This is a genomic window from Hwanghaeella sp., assembly GCF_965227365.1.
Lineage (GTDB): Bacteria > Pseudomonadota > Alphaproteobacteria > UBA8366 > Aestuariispiraceae > Hwanghaeella.
Genome location: NZ_OZ245754.1, coordinates 4344202 through 4368228, shown reverse-complemented (window position 1 = coordinate 4368228; position 24027 = coordinate 4344202). Strand labels below are relative to the sequence as shown.

The window sequence follows — 24027 nt, the reverse complement described above, 5'->3', positions numbered from 1 at the left end:
CACTTTCCGCCCATCCGGGATTATGTTTGCGTCTTGGACCGATGTTTCTAGGGAATTTGGGCGATGACGAAGCTGGCTGACTGGTTTGAGACTTCCAATGACGCGACCAAGGTGCTGCTGCGCCTGGGTGCGCGGCCCGACGTCATTTCCCTGGCTGGCGGCCTGCCCGCGCCGGAACTATTCCCGGGCGACGCGGTGGCGGACGCCTTTGCCCATGTTGCCCGCGATCAGGCCGCCGTCTCGCTGCAATACGGTCCGGCGGAAGGGATCGAACCGTTGCGGGAGATGATCGCCGAACAGATGCGGGCCGAGGGCGCGACCTCGGTCACGGCGGAAAATGTGATCATCACCACCGGCAGCCAGCAGGGGCTGGCGCTGATCGGGCAGACCTTGCTGAACAAGGATGACCGGGTGGCGCTCGACGAGCCGACATTCCTGGGCGCGCTGGATGCCTGGCGTCCCTGCGAACCGGGCTATACGGCGATCGACTGGTCCGGCAATGCGCCGGGTTTCAAACCGTCCGACGATACAGGGGCGATGCCGAAATTCGCCTATTGCCTGCCGAATTTCCGGAATCCGACCGGGGAAACCATGGCGTTGGAACAGCGCCGGGCGCTCGTTGCCGCGGCGCAGCGGGACGACGTCGTCGTGATCGAGGATAATCCTTACGGCGCCTTGCGCTACGAGGGGGTTCAGCCTGCCTCGCTCCTCTCGCTCGCGGATAACGGTGGCGAAGGCCCCTATGACGGGCATGTCATCTATACCGGAACCGTCTCCAAGACCCTCGCCCCGGCGCTGCGGGTCGGTTGGATGGTCGTGCCGCAGCGGTTGGTGGACGGCATCATCATCTCCAAACAGGGGCTGGACCTCTGCACCAGCCCGTTGACGCAATACGCGGCGCTGCGTCTGATCGAAACGGGGGTCGAGGCGGAAACCGCCACCCGCGCGCGGGATCTCTATCGCGGGCGGCGGGACGCCATGCTGGCTGCGCTGGAGAAGGATATGCCGGCGGGCGTGACATGGACCCGGCCGGAAGGTGGTATGTTCGTCTGGCTGACCCTGCCGGAAGGCGCGGAGTCGCGCGATATCTTCGACCGTGCCGCGGCGGCGGGGGTGGCGATCGTGCCCGGTGACGTTTTTTACGCCATGAGCCCGAGCCGGAACACGATCCGCCTCAACTTCACCAATGTGCCGGAGCCTGTCATCGCCGAGGCGGTCAGCCGCCTGGCCGGGGTGATTGCGGACAGGGCGCGGGACGCGGCCTAGCGGCGGAAGGTCCTGCAAGCGGAACGCAAACAGCGGGCGGCACGGTCGATTATCCTTCAGGGACCCTAACAGACCGATTGACCGCCCGCGCCCGGAAAGCTATTAGACCCCTCCGGCACCGCCCAGGCATCTGCGACGGCGCCGCACCTTTTGAGGGCCCCTGTGGCGGAACTGGTAGACGCGGCAGACTCAAAATCTGTTTTCCTTACGGAAGTGGGAGTTCGAGTCTCCCCGGGGGCACCAAAATCACTCGCTCACCTATGGTTCACTATTGGCTCCGATCGGGTTCGTCCCGAACTGTGCCGGATGGGTTGGCCATCCGGGACTCCAAAGAATCCCTTGCCGATTGGCAAAAGTGATAAAATGGCCGTATCCCGTGTCGGGCTGATGAAGCGAGGACGACGTCCCCGGTTCCGTGGTTGGACGGGGCCACGGTAACTCACCCCAGAAAGATCGAGCGCATTCCCCCGCGCGACGTGGGTGCAGTTGATGTATCCTGTGACAGGCCGCTTCGGCACGCGGATTTCCTGCTTTGGCGATTTTGGTAAATCTGTACCGCAAGCACTGAAAATGACGGTCCACAGGGCTCAACAACAACAGAAACGGTTCGTAAAACCACTTTTGAGTGCTTGATTACAATAAATCAAATAATGGTGGCATGCGCGGAACGAACTCGTTGTAACCAAAGGCTAGAATTAGGATAGGGCAGGCTATCCTGGGTGCATTCCTGTGGGCAGCGAACCGGTTTCATGCCGGAACGAATCAATAAAATTTGTCGAGTTCAAGGGTTCTTTGCCAATTTCTGTTAATTGCGAGCGGTGGTTAACAAATTGGCCGGTTCTGTTCACACAACGCCGAGGATTATTGTGTAGACCCCCGAGTATGGTGCCGGTTGGCGGGATTGCATTCGCCTGACCGGGTTATTTTGACGGACAGTGTTCATTCGTTCCGGGGGGATCGACGGTCCGTATTCTGTATCGGGAGGCATTCATGACAACCTGCTCCTTGCGGGCGATCGCATTGGCGGTCGTCTTCCTAACCGCTACCCTTTCGAACGCGTCCGCGACAACGGTGAGATTTGAGGGCGAAGTCCTCGTCGACAATCCAGTCGGGTCCTTCGATGTGTTGGACGGGGAAATCGGGACCTTCTTCTTTGATATCGATTTCAGTGCGGCCGATCCCGATCCCGGCGCTTTCGCCGGGATCATACCGAATGCCGTCGTTGGCTCCGGTCTTTCGGTGGGTGGCCAGGAATGGGTCGACACGACGATCCGCGATTTGAAGATCGGGTTCAGCAACGCCGACGGCTTCGCTTTCATCATCGATGGTTTCGGCGGCAACTCGGCTGATTTTACCAATGTAAGCTTTGGCCTCATTTCGCATTTCGACCCTGAATTCGCTATCGCTAACCCCCTTATTACGGGAAATTTTGGTGGCTCGTATCTTCTCCTCCTTACCCCTGGCAACGTGGTAGATGCTGTCGGGATTGATGATCCCGTGACCGGTTTCTTCGGCGCCACGGGTGTGCTGGGGGCGCTGGATTTGCAAGATCCCGATCCCGATCCCGATCCCAATCCCAATCCCGACCCGGGCCAAGGTCAGGGGGGGCAGCTTGGCGTCGTACCGGTGCCGGCCGCTCTGCCGTTGTTGATTTCCGGGCTCGGCGCACTGTTCGTCATGGGGCGCCGTCGCCGCACCGCATAAACGCACCCTTCAATGGGGGCACCGGGAAAAGGTCCGCTTCGGCGGGCCTTTTCTTTTACCGCAGTACGGGCATACCATTACGCAAACAGTTGGAAACAGGGGGAAGACCATGGCCGTTTTGGTGACCGGCGCGTTGGGGCATATAGGAATGTGGGTGGCGACCCGCCTGCTCGAAGAGGGGGACGAGGTCATCGCCTTCGATTGCCTGATGCCGGATTTCGACCGGCTGGCGACGGACGAGTTGAAGGCCCATGGCGCCAGGATCAGCCGGGAATCCGGCGACGTTTCCGACCCCGCCGTCGTCAACGCGCTGTTCGACAAATATGCGGGAAAAATCGACGGCGTCATCCATATCGCTTCCATCGCGGGTGTGCCGGCCTTCACCCAGTTTCCGCGGAAATTCCTCGACCTCAACATCATGGGGACGGTCAATGTGCTGGATGCCGCCCGGACCCACGATGTGAAAAAGGTCACCTATATTTCCTCCGGCGCGGTTTACGGTTCGCGGGAAGGGCCGATGCAGGAAACCGACTGCCCCACACCCAGCGACCTTTATGGCGCCTCAAAGCTGGCGGGCGAGGAGCTGGTCCTGAAATTCGGCGATACCTACGGGATGGAAACGGTCTGCACCCGCCTGTTTTTCGTTTACGGTCCCGGCCGCCGGCCCGATCCGATGTTCCCGATCTATCGCTGGGCCTTTGGCCCGTTGGACGGGGTGACGGGGCTGACGAACGAGAGCGGCGCGGACCAGCTTCTGGACTTTACCCATGTGTTCGACACGGCCCAGGGCATCGTGAAAGCCTATCGCGCCTTGCCGGGGCCAAACCGGATCTACAACGTCACCAGCGGCATGCCGGTACGCTTGGGCGATGTGGTGGATTTCGTGAAGGACTATCTGGGGACGGAGACGGGCGTGAAACTCGGCCCCGGCAAGGCCGTGCCGCGCGGCGCGCCGATGGATATCACCCGCGCCCGAACGGATTTCGGGTATCAGCCCGCCTATGCCGACATCCGCGACGGCATCCGCCAATATCACAGCTGGCTGCAGTCCTCGGACCACGGGAAGGGGTGACCCCTCTTCCCGTCGCGGTCTAACCGATATCGATCCGGTAGAAGTCCGCTGCGTTTTTGCTGAACAGTTTTTCCCGCTCTTCCGGCGCGGCGTCCGCGACGGCGGATTTCACACATTCCACGACGGTGGAAAAACCGGCGCGCAGGCGGCAGACGGGCAGGTTGCTGGCAAACATGCAGCGGTCGAAGCCGAATATCTCGATGGCTTCCCGGATCACGCGGCGGTTGTCGTCATCGTCCCAGGGTGCGTCTTTCACGCCGTGTTCGGAAATCTTCACCATGACATGCGGCACCTCGGCGATGATCCGCATGTTTTCCCGCCAGGCGGCCAGGCCCGCCTCGCTGCGGTCCCAGGGAAAGCCGGTATGGTTCAGCACGACCCTGGTTTCCGGAAACTGGGAGACGACCTCGACTGCTTCCGGCAGATGCCAATGGGGCACGCGCAGGTCATAGGTCAGGCCGTATTTTTGCAGCAGCGCATAGCCGGCGAGCCAGTTCGGGTCCTGCATGGAGCCCGGTTTGCCTTTTACCGACTCTTTGTCTTCGGGGGTTAGAGAAGTAATGGGTTTTGATCGGATGCCCCGCATCATCGGATAGCCGCAATGGTCAGACAGAACCTCTTCGCAATTCTCCTTGGCCAGCCAGACATGGCCGACGACGGCGTTGGGCATGCCGTGTTCCGCCGCGACCTCATGAAGCCATTTGGTCTCGGCTACCTGGGCGTTGCGATCCCATTCGGCGTCCACATGGACGGTGGCGACGACGTCGTATCCTTGCGTCTCCGCCCGGTAATCCGCGGGCATGAAGTTGTGTTTCAGGTCCTCGTAATCGCCCAGGAAGAAATGCGTTTCCGGCTTGTCGGCCAGCCAGGGATAGTAGTTTTTGTCCAGATCCCAGAGGTGATGATGGGCATCGACGATCTTCAGCTTGTCGCTCATGGCAATATCCTCCCGCGCCGGCTTAGGGCGTCGGCCCCCAGGGCGCGTTGAGCATCAACTGGTTGTCCTGGGTCATGATCAGCGGGCGGAACTTGCCGGCGAAGACCATGAAATCGGGATCGTCATAGACCCCCTTCCAGAAGGCGCGCCGGTCGGCATCGTCCTCGAATTTCCAGAGATGCACGATCTTGTTCAGGGCGCCGACATCGCCGGTGAAATAGCCGATAAGTCGGTCCGGATGTTTCGACAGCGCCGGCCAGCCATAGGTCTGATACAGCTTCACGGCCTCGGTCATCTTACCGGTATACAGCGTATAGGTTCGCAATTCGTAGATGGCCATCTCGGCGCCTCCCCTGCCCATGTCGGATTATTGTTTGGCGGAAGTGTCGGGGCGAATGCGGCGTAAGGCAAGAAAGGCCGCGCGAGGACGCGGAAACACATTATTTCCCAATCGGGCGGGGCACCGCACCGGAACCGGTACTGGGGGCCGGACCGGTATAAAAGTATTGCCTTGTGCGCGAGTCGGATGTTTCCATGGCGCCACATAAGAATAAACCGAATCGAACAGCTTCCTTGGGAGGAAACAATGAAATTCAAGGGTCTAACCGCCTTCGCGGCGGTCGGTCTTGCCGTTGGCATCGCAACCACAGCATCGGCGACCGAGCTTCGTCTATCCCATCAATGGTCTACTTCCGACGTGCGGCACAAGGTTGCCCAGATCGTCGCCGATGAAGTGGCGGCCGCCGATGTCGGCCTGACGATCAAGATTTTCCCGTCCAAATCCCTGTTCAAGCCGCGGGAACAGTACAAGCCCCTGTCGCGCGGGCAGTTGGACATGACGGTGTTCCCGCTGTCCTATGCCGGCGGCCAGCGTCCGGAATTCAACCTGACCCTGATGCCCGGCCTGGTGAAGAACCACGATCATGCTGCCCGTCTGAACGATTCAGCCTTCATGGGCGAGCTTGAGAAACTGATGGCGGAAGACGATGTCCGCGTCGTCGTTCACGGTTATCTGGCCGGCGGTTTCGTCGGTAAGGACAAGTGCATCACCAAGCCGGAAGACGTCGCCGGGCTGCAGACCCGCGCCGCGGGCAAGGCTTTCGAACAGATGCTCGCCTCGGCCGGCGCCTCGATCGCCTCCATGGCCTCGTCTGAAATCTACAACGCGATGCAGACCGGCGTGCTGCAGGCGGCGAACACCTCTTCTTCCTCCTTCGTGTCCTACCGGATCTATGAACAGGTGAAGTGCTACACACCGGCCGCCGATGTCGCGCTGTGGTTCATGTACCAGCCCCTGTTGATGAACAAGTCCGCTTATGAAGGGCTGACCGACGCGCAGCGCGCGGCGATCGATGCCGGTGCCGCCAAGGCCCAGGCCTATTACCTTGAAGAAGCCAAGAAGCAGGATGCGGCTTCCGTCGAGGTCTTCAAGAAGGCGGGGGTCGAGATCGCGAACATGACCCAGGACGAGTTCAATGCCTGGCGCGAAATCGCCAAGCAGTCCTCCTACAAGAACTTCGTCGAGAACGTGCCGGACGGCCAGAAGCTGCTGGATATGGCGCTTTCCGTCGAATAACCGGAAATCGGCTGCCGGCGGGGCCTCACACGGGGGCTTCGCCGGCGGGCCGGACCGCGATGACAAATTCTTTCCAGACGAGTTAACGCATGATCGACCACGATTCCGATGGGATTGACGCCCGACGCCGTCATCCCGTTCTGCGGGCGGCGGACGCCTTGTCGACCCTGTGCGGGTGGATTGCCGCCGCGATGATCGTGGCCTCCGTGATGATCACCTGCCAGATGATCTTCGTGCGCAGCGTCCTGAACGCCTCCACGATCTGGCAAACCGAAGCGGTGGTCTATCTGATGGTCGCCGCGACACTGCTGGGCCTGCCCTATGTACAGCGCCTGCGCGGTCATGTTTCGGTCGATCTGTTGCCCCTGGCCCTGCCCAGAAAGATGCGGCGCTGGCTGATCGCGCTGACGCTCGCCGCCGGCATCGTCGTGATTGCGATCATGCTGTATTATGGAACGGAGCTTTGGCATCTGGCGATGAGCCGGAACTGGAAATCGGACACCGTCTGGGGCGTGCCGCTTTGGATTCCCTATCTCGCCATGCCGGTCGGTTTTGTGATTTACCTGATCCAGCTTTGCGTCGACCTGTTTGCCGTTCTGGCCGGGCTGGACCCGAAATTGAGCCTTGAGGAGCACCACTGATGGATCCCCTGCTCCTCGGCGCGACGGTTGCCGTCGTCACCATCCTCGTTCTGTTTTCCGGCGTTTCCGTTGCCAACGGTCTGCTGATCGTCGCTGCCGGTTTCCTGCTGATTTTCGACGGTTTCCGGTCGCTGGAACTGATGCCGGAAATCTTCTTCGGCAAGCTCGACAATTTCGCGCTGCTGTCGATTCCGATGTTCATCATCATGGGGGCGTCGATCGCCTCCACCCGGGCCGGCGCGGACCTATACGAAGCGCTGGATCGTTGGCTGACCCGCGTGCCGGGCGGGCTGGTGATTTCCAATCTGGGGGCCTGCGCGCTCTTTGCCGCGATGTCCGGGTCTTCGCCCGCGACTTGCGCCGCGATCGGCAAGATGGGGATCCCCGAAATGCGAAAAAGGGGATATCCGGAAGGCGTGGCGGCGGGGTCCATCGCCGCCGGCGGGACGCTGGGTATCCTCATTCCGCCGTCCGTCACCATGATCGTCTACGGCATCGCGACGGAGACCTCCATCGGCCGCCTGTTCCTGGCGGGCGTGGTTCCGGGACTGATTCTTGTCGGCCTGTTCATGGCCTGGTCGATCTATAGCACCTGGCGTTACGGATCTGCGGAAACCCTGATGCGGTCCGGGGTGTATTCGCTGCGGGAAAAGCTGTCGATTCTGCCGCGCGTGCTACCCTTCCTGGGCATCATTCTGGGCGTGCTGATCGCGATGTACGGCGGTTACGCCACCCCGTCGGAAACGGCGGCGGTCGGCGCTTTGCTCTGCCTGGCGGTCGCGATCGTCATCTACCGGCTTTGGAACCTTCAGGCCCTGTGGGTCGTGCTGCGCGATTCGACGCGCGAAAGCGTTATGATCCTGTTCATCATTGCGGCGGCCGGCGTTTTCTCCTACATGCTGTCCAGCCTGTTCATCACCCAGTCGATCGCCGAATGGATCGGCACGTTGGACGTGAATCGCTGGGTGCTGATGTTCTGCATCAACATCTTCCTGCTGGTCGCCGGTTTCTTCCTGCCGCCGGTCGCGGTCATTCTGATGTCCGCGCCGATCCTGCTGCCGATCGTGACGGCGGCCGGGTTCGACCCCTATTGGTTCGCAGTCGTGCTGACGATCAACATGGAGATTGGATTGATCTCCCCGCCCGTTGGTTTGAACCTCTATGTCATCAACGGGATCGCGCCGGACATTCCGTTGAAGACGATCCTGGTCGGCTCGATGCCCTATGTGCTGTGCATGATCCTGGCCATTGTCATCCTTTGCCTGTTCCCGGGCCTGGCCACCGACCTGCCCGATTTGATCTTGGGACCCGCCGTCTGATTGTGGGATGGTACGGTCCCGGCCCGTGAGGGCGTGGCATAGGACGGCAGGATCGAGATGCGAATACTGTTCGCCGGCGACAGGCCCGGTTATCCGCAGCGAATGACCGGTGCGGCCGTCAGCACCCACCTGCTTGCGGACCTGTTGGGACGGAACGGTGCGTCGGCACATATCCTCTGCGGCTTGCCCGCCGATGCGGCGGCTGAGGCCGAATCGGACAATAGGCTTTCCTACACGATCGACAGGGCAGCGGATCCGGTCGCGGCGGTACCGGAAACCGTCACCGTTTTCTCCCCCGATGTGGCCGTCCTGACCTCGGGCGCGACATTCGCCCTGGCACGGGCGCTGGTCGAGCATCGCGTTCCGCTCGTCGTCTATCAACGTGATCTGGGTTTCTCGCTATTACAGGATCTAACGGCCGAAATGGTCGCCGCGCCGATCGGCGTCTTCGCCTGCTCCCGATTCGTCGCGCACAGCCTGACCAGGAATACCGGCCTCGATGCTGTTTTCCTGCCGAATGTCTTCCCGAGGGAAATCTACGAGACACCCGCAACGGGCGGGATGGTGACCCTGATCAATCCCGTTCCGGCGAAAGGGGTGGAACTGGTCCTCGATCTGGCGGCGCGTCATCGCGATCTGCCTTTCCTGTTCGTCGAGGGCTGGGCGCTGCCGCCGAAGCAGCGTTCCGTCCTGCAGGGCCGTGCCGCCCGTACGGGCAACATCCGCTGGCATCCGCGCGTCGCCGACATGCGGCAGGTCTACGCCCGGACACGCCTTCTTCTGGTGCCGAGCCGCTGGAAAGAGGCCTGGGGCCGCGTCGTGACCGAGGCACAGATCAGCGGCATTCCGGTGCTGGCCAGCGACCATGGCGGCTTGCCTGAATCGGTCGGCGCGGGCGGGTATCTGCTGCCGGTGGACGATTTGGATGCCTGGTCGGACCATCTTGTGCGGATCATGACAAACGACTCGGCATGGGCTGCGTTATCGGCTCAGGCGTCTGCGCATGCGAGGCGGGAGGAACTGGAGCCCAACCGGATCGTTGCGCAATTTATCTGCCAGATCCGCGATTGGTTGCAGCAGGTGAAGGACGGCCGGGCGGGTTGAATGCCCCGCCGTCGCGCATGCTTGACCTGGGTCAAGGCGGAAAAACCGTTCCCCTTTTAGGGTCCGACAATACTTGGATGGGGCAGCTGGACGGTGGCAAGTCCCGAATGCGGGGAGGGTACGATGATCGACGGCGTCTGGAAGCCCGTTATCTGGAAGGAAGAAATGTCGGTCGGCGTCGCCCAGTTGGATGACGATCACAAAGGCTTGATCTCAATCCTCAATCGTCTGGGCGAGACCCTGCATGACGACGGTGAGACGCGCGCAGCCCTGACGCTCGGTTTCCGCGCCCTCAGCCAATATATGCGCGTGCACTTCGCGCGCGAGGAACATGCCATGCGCGCCGCCGACTATCCGGGACTGGAGGCCCATCACCCGCAGCATGTGGATTTCATCGAGGAGATGACCGACATGGCCGCCCGTTTCGAGGCGGGGAGCGACGGTGAGTTGCTGGAGGACCTGGTCCTTTATCTTCGCGACTGGCTGATCAACCACATCATGGTCGAGGACATGGCCTACAAACCTTTCCTCAGCGGCAACAGCGAGGCCCACCGTGCCGCACGCGAGTTTTCCGCTTCCGGACGCTGACGTCACATGTCGTCCGGAAGCGTGGGTCGACCCATATTGCCCGACCCATATTGCCGCCGGGCTTTCCCCCTATCGATAGAAGTATTCGACCAGGCCCAACGGCACGATCGGGATATAGGTCACGACCATCAACAGTGCGAAGAGCACCGCGATAAAGGGAAGGTTCGTGCGTGTCGTTGCCCAGATATCCGTTCGGGCGATTGAGCACGCGGTAACCAGCACGCTGGCGACCGGCGGGGTCTGCTGACCGATGGCGATGTTCAGTGTAAGGATGATCCCGAATTGAACCGGGTCGATCCCCAGCTCCCGAACCAGCGGCATGACGATGGGGACGATCAGGATAATCGCCGCCGCGCCATGCAGCACCATGCCAAGCACCAGCAGCATGCAGTTCAGCATCATCAACACGATCACGCGGTCGTTGGAGATGGATGTGATCCAACGCGCGAAGCGTTGCGGCATTTCGCTTTCGGTGAGGTAGAGGCCGAGGATCGCCGACGTCGCGACCAACAGCATCACGACAGCGGTCTGTGTCACCCCTTCCAGCAGGGCGGCATGCAGTTCCTTGATGGTGATTTCCCGATAGACGAAGCCGCCGATCAGCAGGGCCGCGACAACGGCGAGGCCGGCGCCCTCGGTGGCCGTGACGATGCCCCCGAAAATTCCGCCCAGGATGACCAAGGGCAACAGCAAGGCCGGGGCCGCTTCCTTGAAGGCCCGGCCCAGGCGCGGCAGGGAGAAGGCTTCTTCCCGCGGCAGGTCGTACCGGACCGCGACCCAGTAACACAGGCAGAGCATCAGGAACCCGCCCAGAAGGCCGGGGACGATCCCCGCGACGAAAAGCTGGATGATCGAGGTATCGGCCAGTGCGCCATAGACGATCATCGGGATCGACGGCGGAATGATGATCGCAAGCGAAGCGGAGGAGGAAGTGACCGCCGCGGCGAAGGTGGGTTTGTATTTCTTGCGCTTCATTTCCGGGATGACGACCGACCCGATGGCGGCGACATCCGCAACCGCGGAGCCCGAGATTTCAGCGAAGAAGAGCGAGACGCCGACATTCACCATGGCCAGACCGCCCCGCACGAAGCCGATCAGGGCCGAGGTGAAGTCGATCAGGCGCCGTGAAATCCCGCCGGTATTCATCAGCGCGCCGGCCAGGATGAAAAGCGGAATGGCGATCAGCGGAAAGTTGGTGGCCGCGTCGAACACCGTCAGCGCGGCGTCGTAGAAGCCGAAAATGCCTTTTCCGAGCCAGACGCCGACCAGCGCGACGGCGCATATGGCGAGGGCAATCGGCACATTGATCGCGATCATCGCGACCAGCAGAAGAAGGACGAAGATTGCATCCATCAGTGCTTCTCCACCCGGCTGTGCGCGGACGATGCCTCGGCTTTGGCGATTTCCTCCGCGATTTCCTCATCCTCCACACTGCGTCCCGCACGCAGTCTGGTTATCGTTTGCGGCGTGCTCAGGATCTGGGCCAGGATGAAAAGCCCGGCGCCGACCGGCACCACGGATTGCGTAAACCACAACGGCACCCAGCGAAGCGAAACCAGGGTTTCATTTCCCATGATCTTCAGGATCACCCAGCCGGCATGGGCCAGGATGATGAAGACTGCGTAGACGATGATCTCCGCCAGGATGAAGAGTACCGCACGTAGCTTGGGCGGGCAGGCCAGGACAAGCCCCTCGAACCCCAGATGCCGACGTTGCATTGCCGCATAGGCGGCGCCGTAGAACGTGATCCAGGCGAGGAGGATGGAGGCAACCTCGTCATACCATATGAATGAGGAATTGAAGACATAACGCGCAACGACCGCCACAATGACCACGCAGGCCAGGGTGACGATCAGCGCAATCGTGACGGTTTCGAGGAACCGTCTCAGAAGCGTGTACAGGAATTGAATGGGGCCTGACATTGTCGGGTCTGCCTCCCTGAAGGATTTTCACCTGGAAAATCGATCCGGCGGAAAAAGGCTGAGTTGCGGAGCTTACGGCAGCTCTAGAAAGGATGGCCGCGCACCGCCCGTGACGGACGGTGCGCGCTGTCCTTGCTGGATCAGGAGTTCCCGGCGAGCGAGATCGCCTTTTCGATCATTTCCTTGCCACCGTTCACCTCGCTGCCGAAGGCTTCGTAGATCGGCTTGGAGGCTTCGACGAAGGCGGCACGATCCGCTTCGTTGTAGATCATGCCGGCATCGACCAACTTCTTGCGCAGTGCGCCGTCGGCCGCTTCACCCTGTTCGCGGGCCCAAAGCGCGAGTTCCCGCGCCGTTTCCTCAAGCACCGTGCGGATTTCCGGATCGAGGCTGTCATAGAACGCTTTGCCCATGGTCGGGTAGGACGGCGTGTAGACATGACCGGTCTTGGAGAGATACTTCTGCACCTCGTTCAATTTCGCCGCATCGATATTGGTATAGGGGTTTTCCTGACCGTCGATGACCCCGGTCTGAAGACCGGTGAAGACTTCCGAGAAACCCATCGGCGTCGGGTTGGCGCCCCATTCGGAGAACATCTTCACACGCCACGTGGATTTCGGCGTGCGGATCTTGATCCCCGCCAGGTCGGCGGGAACATTGATCGGGCGGACATTGTTGGTGATGTGGCGAACGCCGTTTTCCCAAACGGCGAGGACCTTGTAGCCGTCATCCTCGACCGTCGCGGCGATCTGCGGCCAGAAAATTTCCTCTTCGATCCGGGCGACATGGGCCCGGTCGGCGACCAGGAAAGGCATGTCGAAGAGCGCGAATTCGTCCGAGATCGAGGACATGATGGACGACGGCAGGGCCAGATGCACAGTGCCGAGCTTCAGCTTCTGCATCAGGTCCTTGTCCTTTCCAAGCTGGCTGGAATCGAACAGCTTTACTTCAGCCGTGTCGCCCAGTTTCGCATTGGCTCGGTTCATGAACTCCGTGGCGGTCAGGGCCTGCAGGGATCCGGTCTTGGCGGAAATGCCGAAGATGATTTCCTGCTTGGCCAGTGCGGAGCCGGAAAAGGCCGTGCCGACCGCCGCCAGGGCGGTCAATCCGGCGAGTGCCGATTTGACGAAGTGTTTCATGGTTTCCTCCCAACTATTGGTTTCGGTTATAGGAATGACGGCTTTGCCGCGAGTGCCGCTTCTATGGCGGTCTTGGTTTGTTCGACGCTCGGCGGCGGTGCCTCTCGCTGCGCGGAGAGCTTTGCCGCCAAAGTGAGCGCATTGGCCGTGGCTTGGTGGTTTGCCACGCCCTTGCCGGCGATGTCGTAGGCTGTTCCGTGGGCCGGTGTGGCGATCCAGAAAGGATAACCGCCGATCAATGTGACGCCGCGGTCGAAGCCGATCAGCTTCATCGCGATCTGGCCCTGGTCGTGATACATCGAAAGAACGGCGTCGAATTCGCCCTTGTTGGCCCGCATATAGACCGTGTCGGAGGGCAGCGGACCGGTTACGTCGATTTGACGCTGCTTCGCCTTTTCCACGGCTGGAGTGATGATGTTGATCTCCTCCATCCCGAAATTCCCGCCATCGCCGGCATGCGGGTTCAGCGCGGCAACGGCGATGCGCGGCCGCGGTTTGCCCGCCCCGCGCATGGTCGTATCGGTCAGGACGATCCGATCCAGAACGATGTCTTCCGTGATGTTCCGAGCGACCTCACCGAGCGGCAGGTGGCTGGTGACCCGCGCATTCCACAACTCGTCCAGGACGTTGAACTCGGACCCTTCCGTGTCGGCATCGATCATCGCCTTGATGAACCCGATTTCGTCGATGAAATCCGGCTTTGCGAGCCGCATGGAGCGTTTGTTGAAGGGCGTGAAGCAGGCGGCGTTGGCGCCATCGCGGGCGCAGATCTTCAAGGCCACCGCAAAGTTCTGCAGGGCGGCCCGCCCGGATTCCTTGCTGGATTGTCCGACGGTTATCGTTTCGGGATCCATGTTTTTCATGTCCAGAAGCGCAAGGTCGGCGCCGCCCGCGTCCGACCAGTCCGGCACGTCTGTTTCAATTCCCGCTTGAGCGCATCCGTGTGCGAATTGACGGCGGTCTCCTATCACAATGAAACGCGCAGCCTCCCGGACGGACGGATCGGCAAGCACCTTGGCGGCCAGTTCGTTTCCGATACCGGCGGCATCGCCCAGGGCCAGCGCCAGAACAGGTCGGTCTGCGGCCGGGGATTTGGTCGATTGGGTGTGAGTCTGGCTCATGTTCATGGAGCGGATTTCCTCCTGCGGTGTTGCCGGCCGCGTTGCCTGCGGGATGACCGGTCTTTTGCCGGATCCGTATCGGTTTTTGTCCTGAATACGGCGCGTGTTTCTTCTTGAATTCGCCATAATATTGCATACAATATACAATATGAACTTGCCCGCAACAGAAAACTCGGACATCGCCATCGCCCGCCAACCGCTGCATACGCTGGTGGCTGAACGGTTGCGCGATATGATCATCGAGGGACGTCTGGCACCGGGCGACCCGGTCAACGAATCCGTTCTATGCCAGGAAATGGGCGTTTCCCGCACCCCGATGCGGGAGGCGGTCCGGATGCTGGCGAGCGAAGGGCTCATCGTGCTGCGACCGGGCCGGAGCACGGCGGTACGGAAGTTTTCTCAAGAGGAAGTGCGCGACATGCTGGACGTCGTGGCAGAGCTTGAGGCGCTTGCCGGGCGCCAGGCCTGTCGGTCCGCGTCCGATGCCGAAATCGCCGCCATCGTCGATCTGCATGAACGGATGATGGCCCATTACAAGGCGGGTGAGCGATTGGATTACTACAAGCTCAACCAGCGGATTCATTCCGCAATCGTCGAGGCATCCGGCAATGCCTCCCTGGCGGAGGTCCATGATCTGCTGCAGGCGCGGATGAAGCGGATCCGTTTCGTCGGCAATGCCGGCAAAGAGAAATGGCGTGGCGCTGTCGATGAACATGAGGCAATGATCGACGCGCTGCGTGCCCGCGATGGTGACCGCCTTGCGGACGTTCTGCGCCGTCACCTCTCAAACACCTGGACCCGAGTCGCCGATTCCGTCTGAAGCGACCGGCAAGACGGTCGGCGGGCCCGCCCACCAGTTTGTCATGGTGGAACCTCGACATTTCGGAATCCGTGCAAATCTTCTGCCCAGGCGCGCGTTTGCCAACCGATCCCCTTGCGAAAAGCCGGGTTTGACAACACTTCCATAGTCGGCGATCAACTCTTCCCAAATGGGGGAGGCTGGCGTCTGCCCTAAGACTTTCAATGAACGAAGCGCCCGCACCTTCGGGCTTTTCGGAAAGGGACAGCAATGGAACGCAAGACAGATTTCTACATCAACGGTGCCTGGGTTGCGCCGACCAACGCGAACGAGATGGAGGTCATCAACCCGGCGACCGAACAGGCCTTCGCCACGATCTCCCTGGGCAGCCAGGCCGATGTCGACAAGGCCGTCGCCGCCGCGAAGGATGCGTTCCAGACCTGGGGTTGGTCCAGCAAGGAAGAACGCCTGGCCTGCCTGAACAAGCTGAAGGACGTATACAAGAAACGCTGGAACGAGATGGCGGAAGCGATCTCCAACGAAATGGGCGCGCCGATCTCGATGTCCGGCGCCGCGCAGGTCGGGGCTGGTTACGGCCACATCAAGGCCTTCATCGAGACGCTGCAGGACTTCACCTTCGAACGCGCCTTCAAGCCGGACGTGCCGGAAGAGCACATCGTCTATGAACCGATCGGTGTTTGCGGCCTGATTACGCCGTGGAACTGGCCGATGAACCAGGTAACCCTGAAGGTCGTCCCCGCGGTGGCCGCCGGTTGCACGGTCGTCCTGAAACCGTCCGAGATCGCGCCGATGTCCTCCCTGCTCTTCGCGGAGATGATGGACGAAGCCGGATTCCCGAAAGGTGTCTTCAACCTGGTGAACGGCGACGGGCCGACGGTCGGCGCGGCGCTGTCCTCGCATCCGGATGTGGACATGATGTCCTTCACCGGCTCCACCCGCGCGGGCACCGCGGTCGCCAAGGCGGCTGCCGATACGGTCAAACGCGTGACCCTGGAACTCGGCGGCAAATCGCCGAACATCGTGCTGGCCGATGCGGATCTGGAAAAGGCCGTGAAGCGTGGTGTCATCCATTGCTTCAACAACACCGGTCAGTCCTGCAACGCGCCGACCCGGATGATCGTCGAAAAGTCGGTCTACGATCAGGCGGTGGAAATTGCGGTCGCCACTGCGGCCAAGGCATCCGTCGGCAACCCGGCTGAGGAAGGCCGTCATATCGGCCCGCTGGTTTCCCAGATGCAATATGACAAGGTCCAGGACCTGATCCAGAAGGGCATCGACGAAGGCGCCACGCTGGCCGCCGGCGGTCCCGGCCGTCCGGAAGGCTTCAATCGCGGCTATTATGTCCGCCCGACGATCTTCACCGACGTCAACAACGACATGACGATCGCCCGGGAAGAAATCTTCGGCCCGGTCCTTTCCATGATCCCGGTCGCGGACGAGGAAGAAGCGGTCGCGGTCGCCAACGACACGCCCTATGGTCTGGCCGCCTATCTGCAGACCGGCGATCAGGAACGCGCGCATCGGATTTCCCGCAAACTGCGGGCCGGCATGGTCCATATCAACGGCGCCTCGCAGCCCGCGGGCAGCGCCTTTGGCGGCTACAAGATGTCCGGCAACGGCCGCGAAGGCGGTGTCTGGGGCCTGGAAGACTATCTGGAAGTCAAAACCGTCAGCGGTTGGTAAGCGGACCGTTCACGTTTGAACGATCAAAGGCGGGTCCTGCGGGGCCCGCCTTTTTTGTTACACAAGGACCGACCGCCACAGGAGCGCGACGGCCAGGACGATCAGCGTCAGGCCTAGGGTGATGTTGAAAAGGCGCAACCGTTCAGGTGACGTCAGGACACGTTTCACCTGTTGTCCGAACACGGCCCAACTGCCGATCCCGAAAAAGCAGATGACGCCATAGAGGCAGACGAACACGGCAAGATGGGCCGGTGATTCCTGCAATTCGAAAATTGCGACCGCGGCGATGCAGGCGCCCCAGGCCTTCGGGTTCAGGACCTGCAGCATGACGCCGTGCCAAAAGCTCGGGATCGGCGCTTCCGTCGTCGACAAACTGCCGCGCGCCGTCGCGAGTTTGTAACCGAACCAGGCAATCAGGCCGGCCCCCGCGACCGCCAACAGGTCGAACCCGCGGCCCAGGCTTTCCGCCACCGCGCCCAATCCCAATCCGATTGCCAGAAGCAGCAGGGTGAAACTGATCGTCGCGCCGCCGACAAAAGGGAGGGCGCGGCGCGCGCCATGGTTCAATCCGGTCGAAAGTGTCAGCACATTCACGGGGCCGGGGGAGATGGACAGTGTCAGTGCGAAGGCGCACATGGCGAGGATCGGTGGCATGGGACGACTTTCCAGTGATGCATTTGCCCCTCTCTAGCAGTCGCGGTCCGAGTGCAATATACTGTCACAATAAGACAGATTGTATAATTAGATAGAGCAATGAACGCAGACCGGCTGAAATCTCTCTCCATCTTCGCCGATGTCGTTCGCGTCGGCGGTTTCCGGGAGGCCGCGCGCCGGCTCGGCATGACACCGTCCGCGGTCAGTTACCATGTGAAAGTGTTGGAGACGGAACTCGGCACATCCCTGCTTTACCGGTCGACGCGCAAGATGGCGCTGACCGAGGCGGGCGAAGAACTGTATAACGCCGCACTCGCAATGATGGAGGCTGCGGAAAGCGGATTTCATGCAGCGAAAAGGATCGAGGCGGGTTTGACCGGCCGGATGAAGATCGCCGTCTCGTCCTCCCTGGCGCATTCCGGCCTTACCGCGGATATCGTCCGGTTCCATTGTGACAATCCGAACGTGGAACTGGACCTCGTCTATGCGGATCGGATTGAAGATCTGATCGCCGATCGGTTCGATTTGGCCTTGCGGGCAGGCCGGTTGGAGGATTCGACCCTGAAATGCCGGCTGGTCTGGGACATGCCGCGCATGCTGGTGTGTTCGCCGGCATTCAGACAGGGCCGCAAACCGATCCGGTTTCCGTCGGACCTGCAGGACGTCCCATGGATAAAATTCGCAAAACTGGAACCGCGCCGAAGCTTTTCCGGGCCGGGCGGCAAGCACGCCACTATCGAGCAGAGCGGATCGATCACCGTGAATAGCATTGAGGCCATGGTGGATCTGACGCTGCTGGGGGCCGCGATATCCTCGCCCCCCGCCCATTATGTCGCCAAGGCGGTGGCGGCGGGCGACCTTGTCCAGCTCCTGCCGGATTGGCGGATGGAGGCAATGCCGGTTCATGCCGTCTGGCCATCCGCCGGGATCGACAATCCGGTCACCAAGCGGCTGGTGGGTTATCTGACCGGGCAGGCAAATTCCGCGGCCTGACCAGGGCGGGCCCTCAGTCCGGCAAAGGGATGAAATCCGGATCGTTGGGAACGACCGGGAAGCGGCCCGATTTCCAATCTTCCTTGGCCTGTTCGATCCGTTCCTTGCTGCTGGATACGAAGTTCCACCAAATATGTCGAGGGCCATCCATCGGATCGCCGCCAAGCAGGATCAGACGCGCATCCTGAACGGCGCGAACGGTGATCTCCCGGCGCCGTTCCAGAACCAGCAATTCGCCAGGCGAGACCACCGTGCCGGAGATCTCGACCGATCCGTGCACGGGGTAGAGCGCGCGCTCCTCGTAGTCGGCCGGAATGGTGATGTTGTTTTCACGGGGCAGGGCGATATCCGCATAGATCGTCCCCGTCGCGGTCTCCACCGGGGAGGTAACCCCGCGAAACGCCCCCGCCACCAATCGGATCTCCGCGCCGCCGTCCCAGATCGCGGGCAGGGTGTCCGCGCCGTGATGGATGAAAGCGGGGTTCGTTTCCTCCAATTCATGGGGCAGCGCCATCCAGATCTGCATGCCGAACACCCGGATGCCGTCCTCCAGTTTCAAGGGGTCGCTGCGTTCCGAATGGACGATGCCGCGCCCGGCTGTCATCAGGTTCACCGCGCCGGGGGCGATCCGCTGCTCCACGCCCAGACTGTCGCGATGGACGATTTCTCCGTCGAACAGATAGGTGACGGTCGACAGGCCGATATGGGGATGGGGACGCACCTCCATCGGGTTTTCCGGCCCGAGTTCGGCGGGGCCCATCCGGTCCGCGAAAATGAACGGGCCGACCATGCGCCGTCGCCGTGAGGGCAGCAGGCGCTGCACTTCGAAGGATCCTATGTCGCTGGTCCTGGGCGCGATCGCCATCTCGATCCCGGACGGCAAGCCGTAGTCACTGTTTCGATCACTCATGGTCAGTTCCTTCCCGCATTGTCGACGCGGCCGAATATCGCCCATTCCGAAAAAGATATGTAACCAGACGGGCTTTGACAGGGGGGCCACGTCATGCACCCTTTCAATAACGAACAGCCAAGCCGAATGGTTGCGTATCGGGGATGGAAAGGACGTCATGGATAACGGGCCTTCCTTCAAATCGAAATCCGAGGAACAGGCGCAGGATTGGCCGCGTCTGGCTGCGTATCTTGCCGGTGAGGGGTTCGCCCTGGATCTGACCAACCGGCCGCCGCGGCAATTCGCTGCCGGTTTCGGCAACCTCAATTATTTGATCCATGTGGATGGCGAACCGATGGTTCTGCGGCGGCCGCCGCTGGGACCGATCCCGCCGGGCGCCAACGATATGGGGCGGGAAAGCAGAATACTGTCCGGCCTGTCGAAAGCCTTCCCGCTTGCCCCGCGCTGCTGCCATGCCTGCGCCGATCCGGGGATCTTGGGCGCGCCGTTTTTTATCATGGACTATCGCGACGGCCGTGTGATCGGCGGCGAGGTCCCGGAGGATATCGGTGAGGGGGGCCGTCGACGGATCGGTCTACGCCTGATGGAGATCCTGGCCGATCTGCATGCGGTGGATCCCGCAACGGTCGGGCTGGATGGATTGGGGCGCCCGGAAGGCTTCCTATCGCGCACCATCGAGGGGTGGTCGAAACGCGCCCATCTGGCCTGGGGGGACGATGCGCCATCGCTGGTGGACGAACTCGGCGGCTGGTTGCGCGCCCGGGTGCCGGCCGGTCATGCGGTATCGCTGATCCATAACGACTTCAAGCTCGACAATGTCATCCTGAACCGGAAGAGCCTGGAACCAGTTGCGGTGCTGGATTGGGATATGGGAACCAGGGGCGACCCGCTGTTCGACCTTGCCGTGACTCTGGCTTACTGGACCGAATCCGGTGATCCGGACGTGATGCATCGCCTGAACCAGATGCCGACCGCCGCGCCGGGATTCCCGACAAGGGGCGAAGCGATGGAGGCCTATGCCCGGGTATCCGGCCGGGACTTGTCGGAGTTCATCTTCCAACGGGTACTCGGGCAATTCCGTCTTGCGGTCGTCTTTGCGCAGCTTTACCGCCGCTGGCGTGAGGGCGGTACGAACGACCCCAAATTTGCGGAATTCGGATCGCTTGCTGATGATCTTCTCGTTTTCAGCCACGATATCGCGATGGGGAGGGCCGAATGACGGCAGCGGATGTAACACTTCCGGTTCCCATTCCCGACCGGATGACGGATTATCAAAAGACTCATGCGGCTTTTCAATGGAACTTGCCCGAAAGGTTCAACTTCGGCGGTGATGTGGTTGATATCTGGGCGCGTGACCCGGACAGACTCGCCCTCATCTGGTGCAGCGAGACGGGCGCGGAAGAACGCTACACATTCCGCGATATCTCCCTTCAATCCAACAAAGTTGCCAATGTCCTGCAGGCCTCCGGCCTGACGAAGGGCGATCGGGTGCTGGTGGTCCTGCCGCGGATTCCTGCCTGGCAGATCACCGTCGTCGCCTGCATGAAGCTGGGTGTGGTGCCGATCCCCTGCATCACCATGCTGACCCGCAAGGACCTGGACTACCGTTTGGACCATGCCGGGGCGAAAGGTGTCATCACCACCGCGGAGAATTGCGGCAAGATAGATCCGGACAGGAATTTGACCCTGCGTCTAGCGGTGTGCGCGGGCGGCACGGTTCCGAACGGCTGGACGTCCTACGAGGGCGCTATGGACAAGGCCAGCGAGCTCTTCAGTCCAGTCCCCATGGCGATGGACGATCCGGCCATCCTTTATTACACCTCCGGCTCGACCGGGAATCCGAAAGGTGTCACCCATGGCGCTCGATCGATCTATACATGGCGCGGGTCGGCTTGGTACTGGCTGGATCTGCGTCCCGGTGACACGATTTGGTGCACCGCCGATACGGGATGGAGCAAGGCCGGAACCAGCATTCTTTTCGGTCCATGGAGCTGCGGCGCCGCGGTACTTTTCTACGACGGCCCGTTTGACCCGTCCAAAAGGTTCGGACTTCTTTCAAAATACAACGTGTCGGTATTCTGCGCTGCGGCGACGGAGTTGAGGCGGCTGGTGAACGAGGCCCCGCCCGAAGATGGGCTGCCGGATCTTCGGCTTACCGTCTCGGCGGGGGAGTCCGTCAATCCGGAAATCGTCACCCGCTGGGCTGATTTGACGGGCGCGCAACTGCTCGACGGATACGGACAAACCGAGACCCTGATGACGGTGCTGAACTATCCGTCCATGGCCGTGAAACCGGGGTCGATGGGCCGCCCCTTGCCGGGGGTTGATATGGCGGTTCTGTCCGATGACGGGGGCGGGTTCGCGAAGGCCGGTGAGGCCGGACGGCTGGCAATGAAACTGCCCAATCCGCAGGTGATGCTGGGGTATTGGCAGGAACCGGAAAGGACCGCTGCCTCGATCATCCATATCGACGGATCCGACTGGTTCGTCACCGGGGACCGGGCGCGGCAGGACGCTGACGGATACCTGTTCTATGAAGGGCGCGACGACGACGTGATTGGATCGGCCGGCTATAGAATCGGACCGATGGAGGTTGAGAACGCCCTGATCGAACACCCTGCGATACAGGAATCCGCGGTGGTGGGTAGCCCCGATCCCGATCGCGGAGAGATCGTCTGCGCCTATGTCGTGTTGAATGCGGGCTTTGAGGGCGACGATGCTCTGGTAAAAGAATTGCAGGAGTTCGTTAAAGCCTCGACAGCGCCCTACAAATATCCGCGCAAGATTGTCTTCGAGGAAGATCTTCCAAAGACCGTGACCGGAAAAATTCGTCGGCGAGATCTGCGGGATCGAGAATATGGCCGCGCCTGATCTAGTCCGCGCCGCCGTGTTTCTCCGCCAGGGAACGGATCGCCTCCACCTGCCCGCGTAGACCAGGGAAGGGGGCGGGAAAGCGGTTGTCGAACGCGGCGGTACCAACCGTGAATCCTGATGCACCGGCGGTAAAGACATCCGCGATCTTTTCTTCCCGGTCGATGCTGCCCGCCATGATGACCGGTTTTCCCGCCGCCGTGCAGACTTGCTTCATCATGGACGGGACATCGCCGGCATAGCGATAGGCCAACAGGTCCAGTCCATGGACGTCGTCGCGTTCGGCGAGGCTCCCCGCACTGGCTGCGATCTCCGTCGCCGTGCCTTCGAGGATACTGGGATGACCGACGATCCGGCCGGGAAATGGATAATATTGGATCGGGGATTGATGCAGAAGCGGCGCGACCTCTTCGGCGCGTGTCCCGCCCAGCAAATAATCGACTTCGAAGTCGAGTGCGGCCCGCGCCGATTGCAGCTCGCTCTCCCGTGTCAGGCTGACCACTTCCAGATAGACGGTCGCGCCGGCGGACCGGATATCCCGGGACAGTCGGGTCAATTCATCGAAAGGCAGGCCGACATCTTTGAAGCCGATATGCCGGCATCCCGCGCCCAGCACTTCTTCCAGGCAGTCGCGCGCGTCGGCGACGGTCCTGTCGTTATGGGTCAGCATGAATATGAAGGTCAGCGCCATTTCTTCCTCACAGCCCCCGTGCATCCGCCATGCGGGCCGCATAGCGCAGGGCGGTGCGCAGGCTTTCGGGATCGGCCGTGCCGGTGCCGGCGATGTCGAAGGCCGTGCCGTGGTCCGGACTGGTCCTGATGAAGGGCAGGCCCAGCGTGACGTTGACGCCTTTTTCGAGCCCCATGTATTTTACGGGAATTAATCCCTGATCATGGTATTGTGCGACGACGATATCGAAACGCCCCTGTCGTGCCTGCATGAAGACCGTATCACCGGGCCAGGGGCCGGTGACATCCATGCCTTCTTCCTTCGCCGCGCGGATGGCCGGCGATATGATCTCGATCTCCTCCCGGCCGAACAACCCACCTTCGCCGGCATGCGGGTTCAGCCCGGCAACGGCGATGCGCGGTTTGTCGATCCCGATGGCGAGACAGCCCTGATGGGCAAGCCGGATCGCGGCCATCTGGGCATCGAAGTCCGCCCGGTCGATCGCGTCCCTGAGGGAACAGTGAATAGTGACCAGGACCGTGCGCAGTTCGTCATTCGCCAACATCATCGCGACGCGGTCGGCCCCGCCTTTGTCGGCCAGGATTTCCGTGTGACCGGGGTAGTGAATGCCGGCGGCCGAGAGCGCTTCCTTGTGCAACGGCGCGGTCACGATGCCGGCGATTTCACCACTCCTGGCAAGGTCAATGGCGGAGACCACGGCCTCATAGGCCGCCTGCCCGCTGGCGGCTGAGACCGCTCCCATTTCCGGCAATGCCGCCATTCGGACGGCCGGCAGAATGTCGATTGTCGTGCCGATCCCCGTTTCATCGAATTCGTCCAGGTCACCAAGAATGCGACAGGACAGTTCCGCCGCCGTGAAGTCGACGGCGCGTTCCATCACCGCCGGGTCACCGATCACGACCACCGGCCGGTCGACAACGCGCGCGGTCATCGTCTTGACCACGATTTCCGGACCGATCCCGGAAGGGTCGCCCATGGTGATGGCGAGCGGTTTCTTGTCGATCCCCATGTTCAAC

General features: G+C 61.4%; 23 protein-coding genes and 1 tRNA gene. 14 read left to right on the top strand and 10 right to left on the bottom strand.

Annotated features, from left to right (window positions below; translation table 11 throughout):
* The first annotated feature begins 63 nt into the window (after nucleotides 1-63).
* The 4 genes from ACQK2G_RS19965 to ACQK2G_RS19950 all read left to right on the top strand — a co-directional run bounded on the left by ACQK2G_RS19965 (nucleotide 64) and on the right by ACQK2G_RS19950 (nucleotide 4042).
* Nucleotides 64-1266: a PLP-dependent aminotransferase family protein gene (locus ACQK2G_RS19965; protein WP_425406793.1), complete on the top strand. Its 1203-nt coding sequence runs from the start codon at nucleotides 64-66 to the stop codon at nucleotides 1264-1266.
* A 156-nt stretch (nucleotides 1267-1422) separates the two neighbouring features.
* A tRNA-Leu gene (locus ACQK2G_RS19960) sits at nucleotides 1423-1509 on the top strand.
* A gap of 777 nt (nucleotides 1510-2286) precedes the next feature.
* Entirely contained in the window at nucleotides 2287-2970 is a 684-nt protein-coding gene (locus ACQK2G_RS19955; RefSeq protein ID WP_425406792.1) for a VPLPA-CTERM sorting domain-containing protein, read from the top strand.
* A gap of 109 nt (nucleotides 2971-3079) precedes the next feature.
* Complete coding sequence (locus ACQK2G_RS19950) at nucleotides 3080-4042, top strand: NAD-dependent epimerase/dehydratase family protein (protein ID WP_425406791.1); 963 nt, start codon at nucleotides 3080-3082, stop codon at nucleotides 4040-4042.
* Nucleotides 4043-4061: 19 nt separating this feature from the next.
* Here ACQK2G_RS19950 and ACQK2G_RS19945 read toward each other — a convergent pair whose 3' ends face one another.
* Both ACQK2G_RS19945 and ACQK2G_RS19940 read right to left on the bottom strand, forming a co-directional pair.
* Complete coding sequence (locus tag ACQK2G_RS19945) at nucleotides 4062-4979, bottom strand: amidohydrolase family protein (protein ID WP_425406790.1); 918 nt, start codon at nucleotides 4977-4979, stop codon at nucleotides 4062-4064.
* A 22-nt stretch (nucleotides 4980-5001) separates the two neighbouring features.
* Nucleotides 5002-5319 (bottom strand): NIPSNAP family protein, encoded by a 318-nt coding sequence (locus tag ACQK2G_RS19940; protein WP_425406789.1) that lies wholly within the window; start codon nucleotides 5317-5319, stop codon nucleotides 5002-5004.
* 246 nt (nucleotides 5320-5565) lie between these two features.
* On the opposite strand from ACQK2G_RS19940, the gene dctP reads away from it, so the two are divergent.
* The 5 genes from dctP to ACQK2G_RS19915 all read left to right on the top strand — a co-directional run bounded on the left by dctP (nucleotide 5566) and on the right by ACQK2G_RS19915 (nucleotide 10207).
* Nucleotides 5566-6555 (top strand): TRAP transporter substrate-binding protein DctP, encoded by a 990-nt coding sequence (gene dctP / locus ACQK2G_RS19935; RefSeq protein ID WP_425406788.1) that lies wholly within the window; start codon nucleotides 5566-5568, stop codon nucleotides 6553-6555.
* An 89-nt stretch (nucleotides 6556-6644) separates the two neighbouring features.
* A complete protein-coding gene (locus ACQK2G_RS19930; protein WP_425406787.1) occupies nucleotides 6645-7196 on the top strand; it encodes a TRAP transporter small permease in 552 nt (183 codons plus the stop codon).
* Entirely contained in the window at nucleotides 7196-8515 is a 1320-nt protein-coding gene (locus ACQK2G_RS19925; RefSeq protein WP_425406786.1) for a TRAP transporter large permease, read from the top strand. The genes ACQK2G_RS19930 and ACQK2G_RS19925 overlap by 1 nt, the downstream gene beginning before the upstream one ends.
* Nucleotides 8516-8572: 57 nt before the next feature.
* On the top strand, nucleotides 8573-9619 hold the full coding sequence (locus tag ACQK2G_RS19920) for a glycosyltransferase (protein ID WP_425406785.1): 1047 nt from the start codon (nucleotides 8573-8575) through the stop codon (nucleotides 9617-9619).
* A gap of 123 nt (nucleotides 9620-9742) precedes the next feature.
* Complete coding sequence (locus ACQK2G_RS19915; RefSeq protein WP_425406784.1) at nucleotides 9743-10207, top strand: bacteriohemerythrin; 465 nt, start codon at nucleotides 9743-9745, stop codon at nucleotides 10205-10207.
* Nucleotides 10208-10276: 69 nt separating this feature from the next.
* Here ACQK2G_RS19915 and ACQK2G_RS19910 read toward each other — a convergent pair whose 3' ends face one another.
* The 4 genes from ACQK2G_RS19910 to ACQK2G_RS19895 all read right to left on the bottom strand — a co-directional run bounded on the left by ACQK2G_RS19910 (nucleotide 10277) and on the right by ACQK2G_RS19895 (nucleotide 14395).
* A complete protein-coding gene (locus tag ACQK2G_RS19910; RefSeq protein WP_425406783.1) occupies nucleotides 10277-11560 on the bottom strand; it encodes a TRAP transporter large permease in 1284 nt (427 codons plus the stop codon).
* Nucleotides 11560-12129, bottom strand: a complete 570-nt coding sequence (locus ACQK2G_RS19905) for a TRAP transporter small permease (protein ID WP_425406782.1) — start codon at nucleotides 12127-12129, stop codon at nucleotides 11560-11562. Before ACQK2G_RS19905 ends, ACQK2G_RS19910 begins: the two co-directional genes overlap by 1 nt.
* A gap of 140 nt (nucleotides 12130-12269) precedes the next feature.
* Complete coding sequence (locus ACQK2G_RS19900; RefSeq protein WP_425406781.1) at nucleotides 12270-13268, bottom strand: TRAP transporter substrate-binding protein; 999 nt, start codon at nucleotides 13266-13268, stop codon at nucleotides 12270-12272.
* A gap of 26 nt (nucleotides 13269-13294) precedes the next feature.
* Entirely contained in the window at nucleotides 13295-14395 is a 1101-nt protein-coding gene (locus ACQK2G_RS19895; protein ID WP_425406780.1) for a 4-hydroxythreonine-4-phosphate dehydrogenase PdxA, read from the bottom strand.
* A gap of 142 nt (nucleotides 14396-14537) precedes the next feature.
* Here ACQK2G_RS19895 and ACQK2G_RS19890 point away from each other — a divergent pair, with 142 nt between their 5' ends.
* Nucleotides 14538-15209 (top strand): GntR family transcriptional regulator, encoded by a 672-nt coding sequence (locus ACQK2G_RS19890; protein ID WP_425406779.1) that lies wholly within the window; start codon nucleotides 14538-14540, stop codon nucleotides 15207-15209.
* Between the two features lie 249 nt (nucleotides 15210-15458).
* Nucleotides 15459-16892 carry an aldehyde dehydrogenase family protein gene (locus tag ACQK2G_RS19885; RefSeq protein WP_425406778.1) on the top strand — a complete coding sequence of 478 codons (1434 nt, stop codon included), beginning with the start codon at nucleotides 15459-15461 and terminating at the stop codon, nucleotides 16890-16892.
* A 57-nt stretch (nucleotides 16893-16949) separates the two neighbouring features.
* On the opposite strand, the gene ACQK2G_RS19880 is transcribed toward ACQK2G_RS19885, so the two are convergent.
* Nucleotides 16950-17546, bottom strand: coding sequence for a LysE family translocator (locus tag ACQK2G_RS19880; RefSeq protein WP_425406777.1), 597 nt, complete (start codon nucleotides 17544-17546; stop codon nucleotides 16950-16952).
* Between the two features lie 99 nt (nucleotides 17547-17645).
* Here ACQK2G_RS19880 and ACQK2G_RS19875 point away from each other — a divergent pair, with 99 nt between their 5' ends.
* Nucleotides 17646-18539 (top strand): LysR family transcriptional regulator, encoded by an 894-nt coding sequence (locus ACQK2G_RS19875; RefSeq protein WP_425406776.1) that lies wholly within the window; start codon nucleotides 17646-17648, stop codon nucleotides 18537-18539.
* Between the two features lie 13 nt (nucleotides 18540-18552).
* Here the strand turns inward: ACQK2G_RS19875 and ACQK2G_RS19870 are convergent, their stop codons facing one another.
* Nucleotides 18553-19449 carry a pirin family protein gene (locus tag ACQK2G_RS19870; RefSeq protein WP_425406775.1) on the bottom strand — a complete coding sequence of 299 codons (897 nt, stop codon included), beginning with the start codon at nucleotides 19447-19449 and terminating at the stop codon, nucleotides 18553-18555.
* Between the two features lie 157 nt (nucleotides 19450-19606).
* Between ACQK2G_RS19870 and ACQK2G_RS19865 the strand changes: the two genes are divergently transcribed.
* Both ACQK2G_RS19865 and ACQK2G_RS19860 read left to right on the top strand, forming a co-directional pair.
* The gene (locus tag ACQK2G_RS19865) at nucleotides 19607-20668 is read left to right on the top strand and encodes a phosphotransferase family protein (RefSeq protein ID WP_425406774.1); all 1062 of its coding nucleotides are present in this window, start codon (nucleotides 19607-19609) and stop codon (nucleotides 20666-20668) included.
* Nucleotides 20665-22320 carry an acyl-CoA synthetase gene (locus ACQK2G_RS19860; protein ID WP_425406773.1) on the top strand — a complete coding sequence of 552 codons (1656 nt, stop codon included), beginning with the start codon at nucleotides 20665-20667 and terminating at the stop codon, nucleotides 22318-22320. The genes ACQK2G_RS19865 and ACQK2G_RS19860 overlap by 4 nt, the downstream gene beginning before the upstream one ends.
* 1 nt (nucleotide 22321) lies before the next feature.
* Here the strand turns inward: ACQK2G_RS19860 and ACQK2G_RS19855 are convergent, their stop codons facing one another.
* A complete protein-coding gene (locus ACQK2G_RS19855) occupies nucleotides 22322-23011 on the bottom strand; it encodes a hypothetical protein (RefSeq protein WP_425406772.1) in 690 nt (229 codons plus the stop codon).
* A 7-nt stretch (nucleotides 23012-23018) separates the two neighbouring features.
* Entirely contained in the window at nucleotides 23019-24020 is a 1002-nt protein-coding gene (gene pdxA / locus ACQK2G_RS19850) for a 4-hydroxythreonine-4-phosphate dehydrogenase PdxA (RefSeq protein ID WP_425406771.1), read from the bottom strand.
* Between the last annotated feature and the right edge of the window lie 7 nt (nucleotides 24021-24027).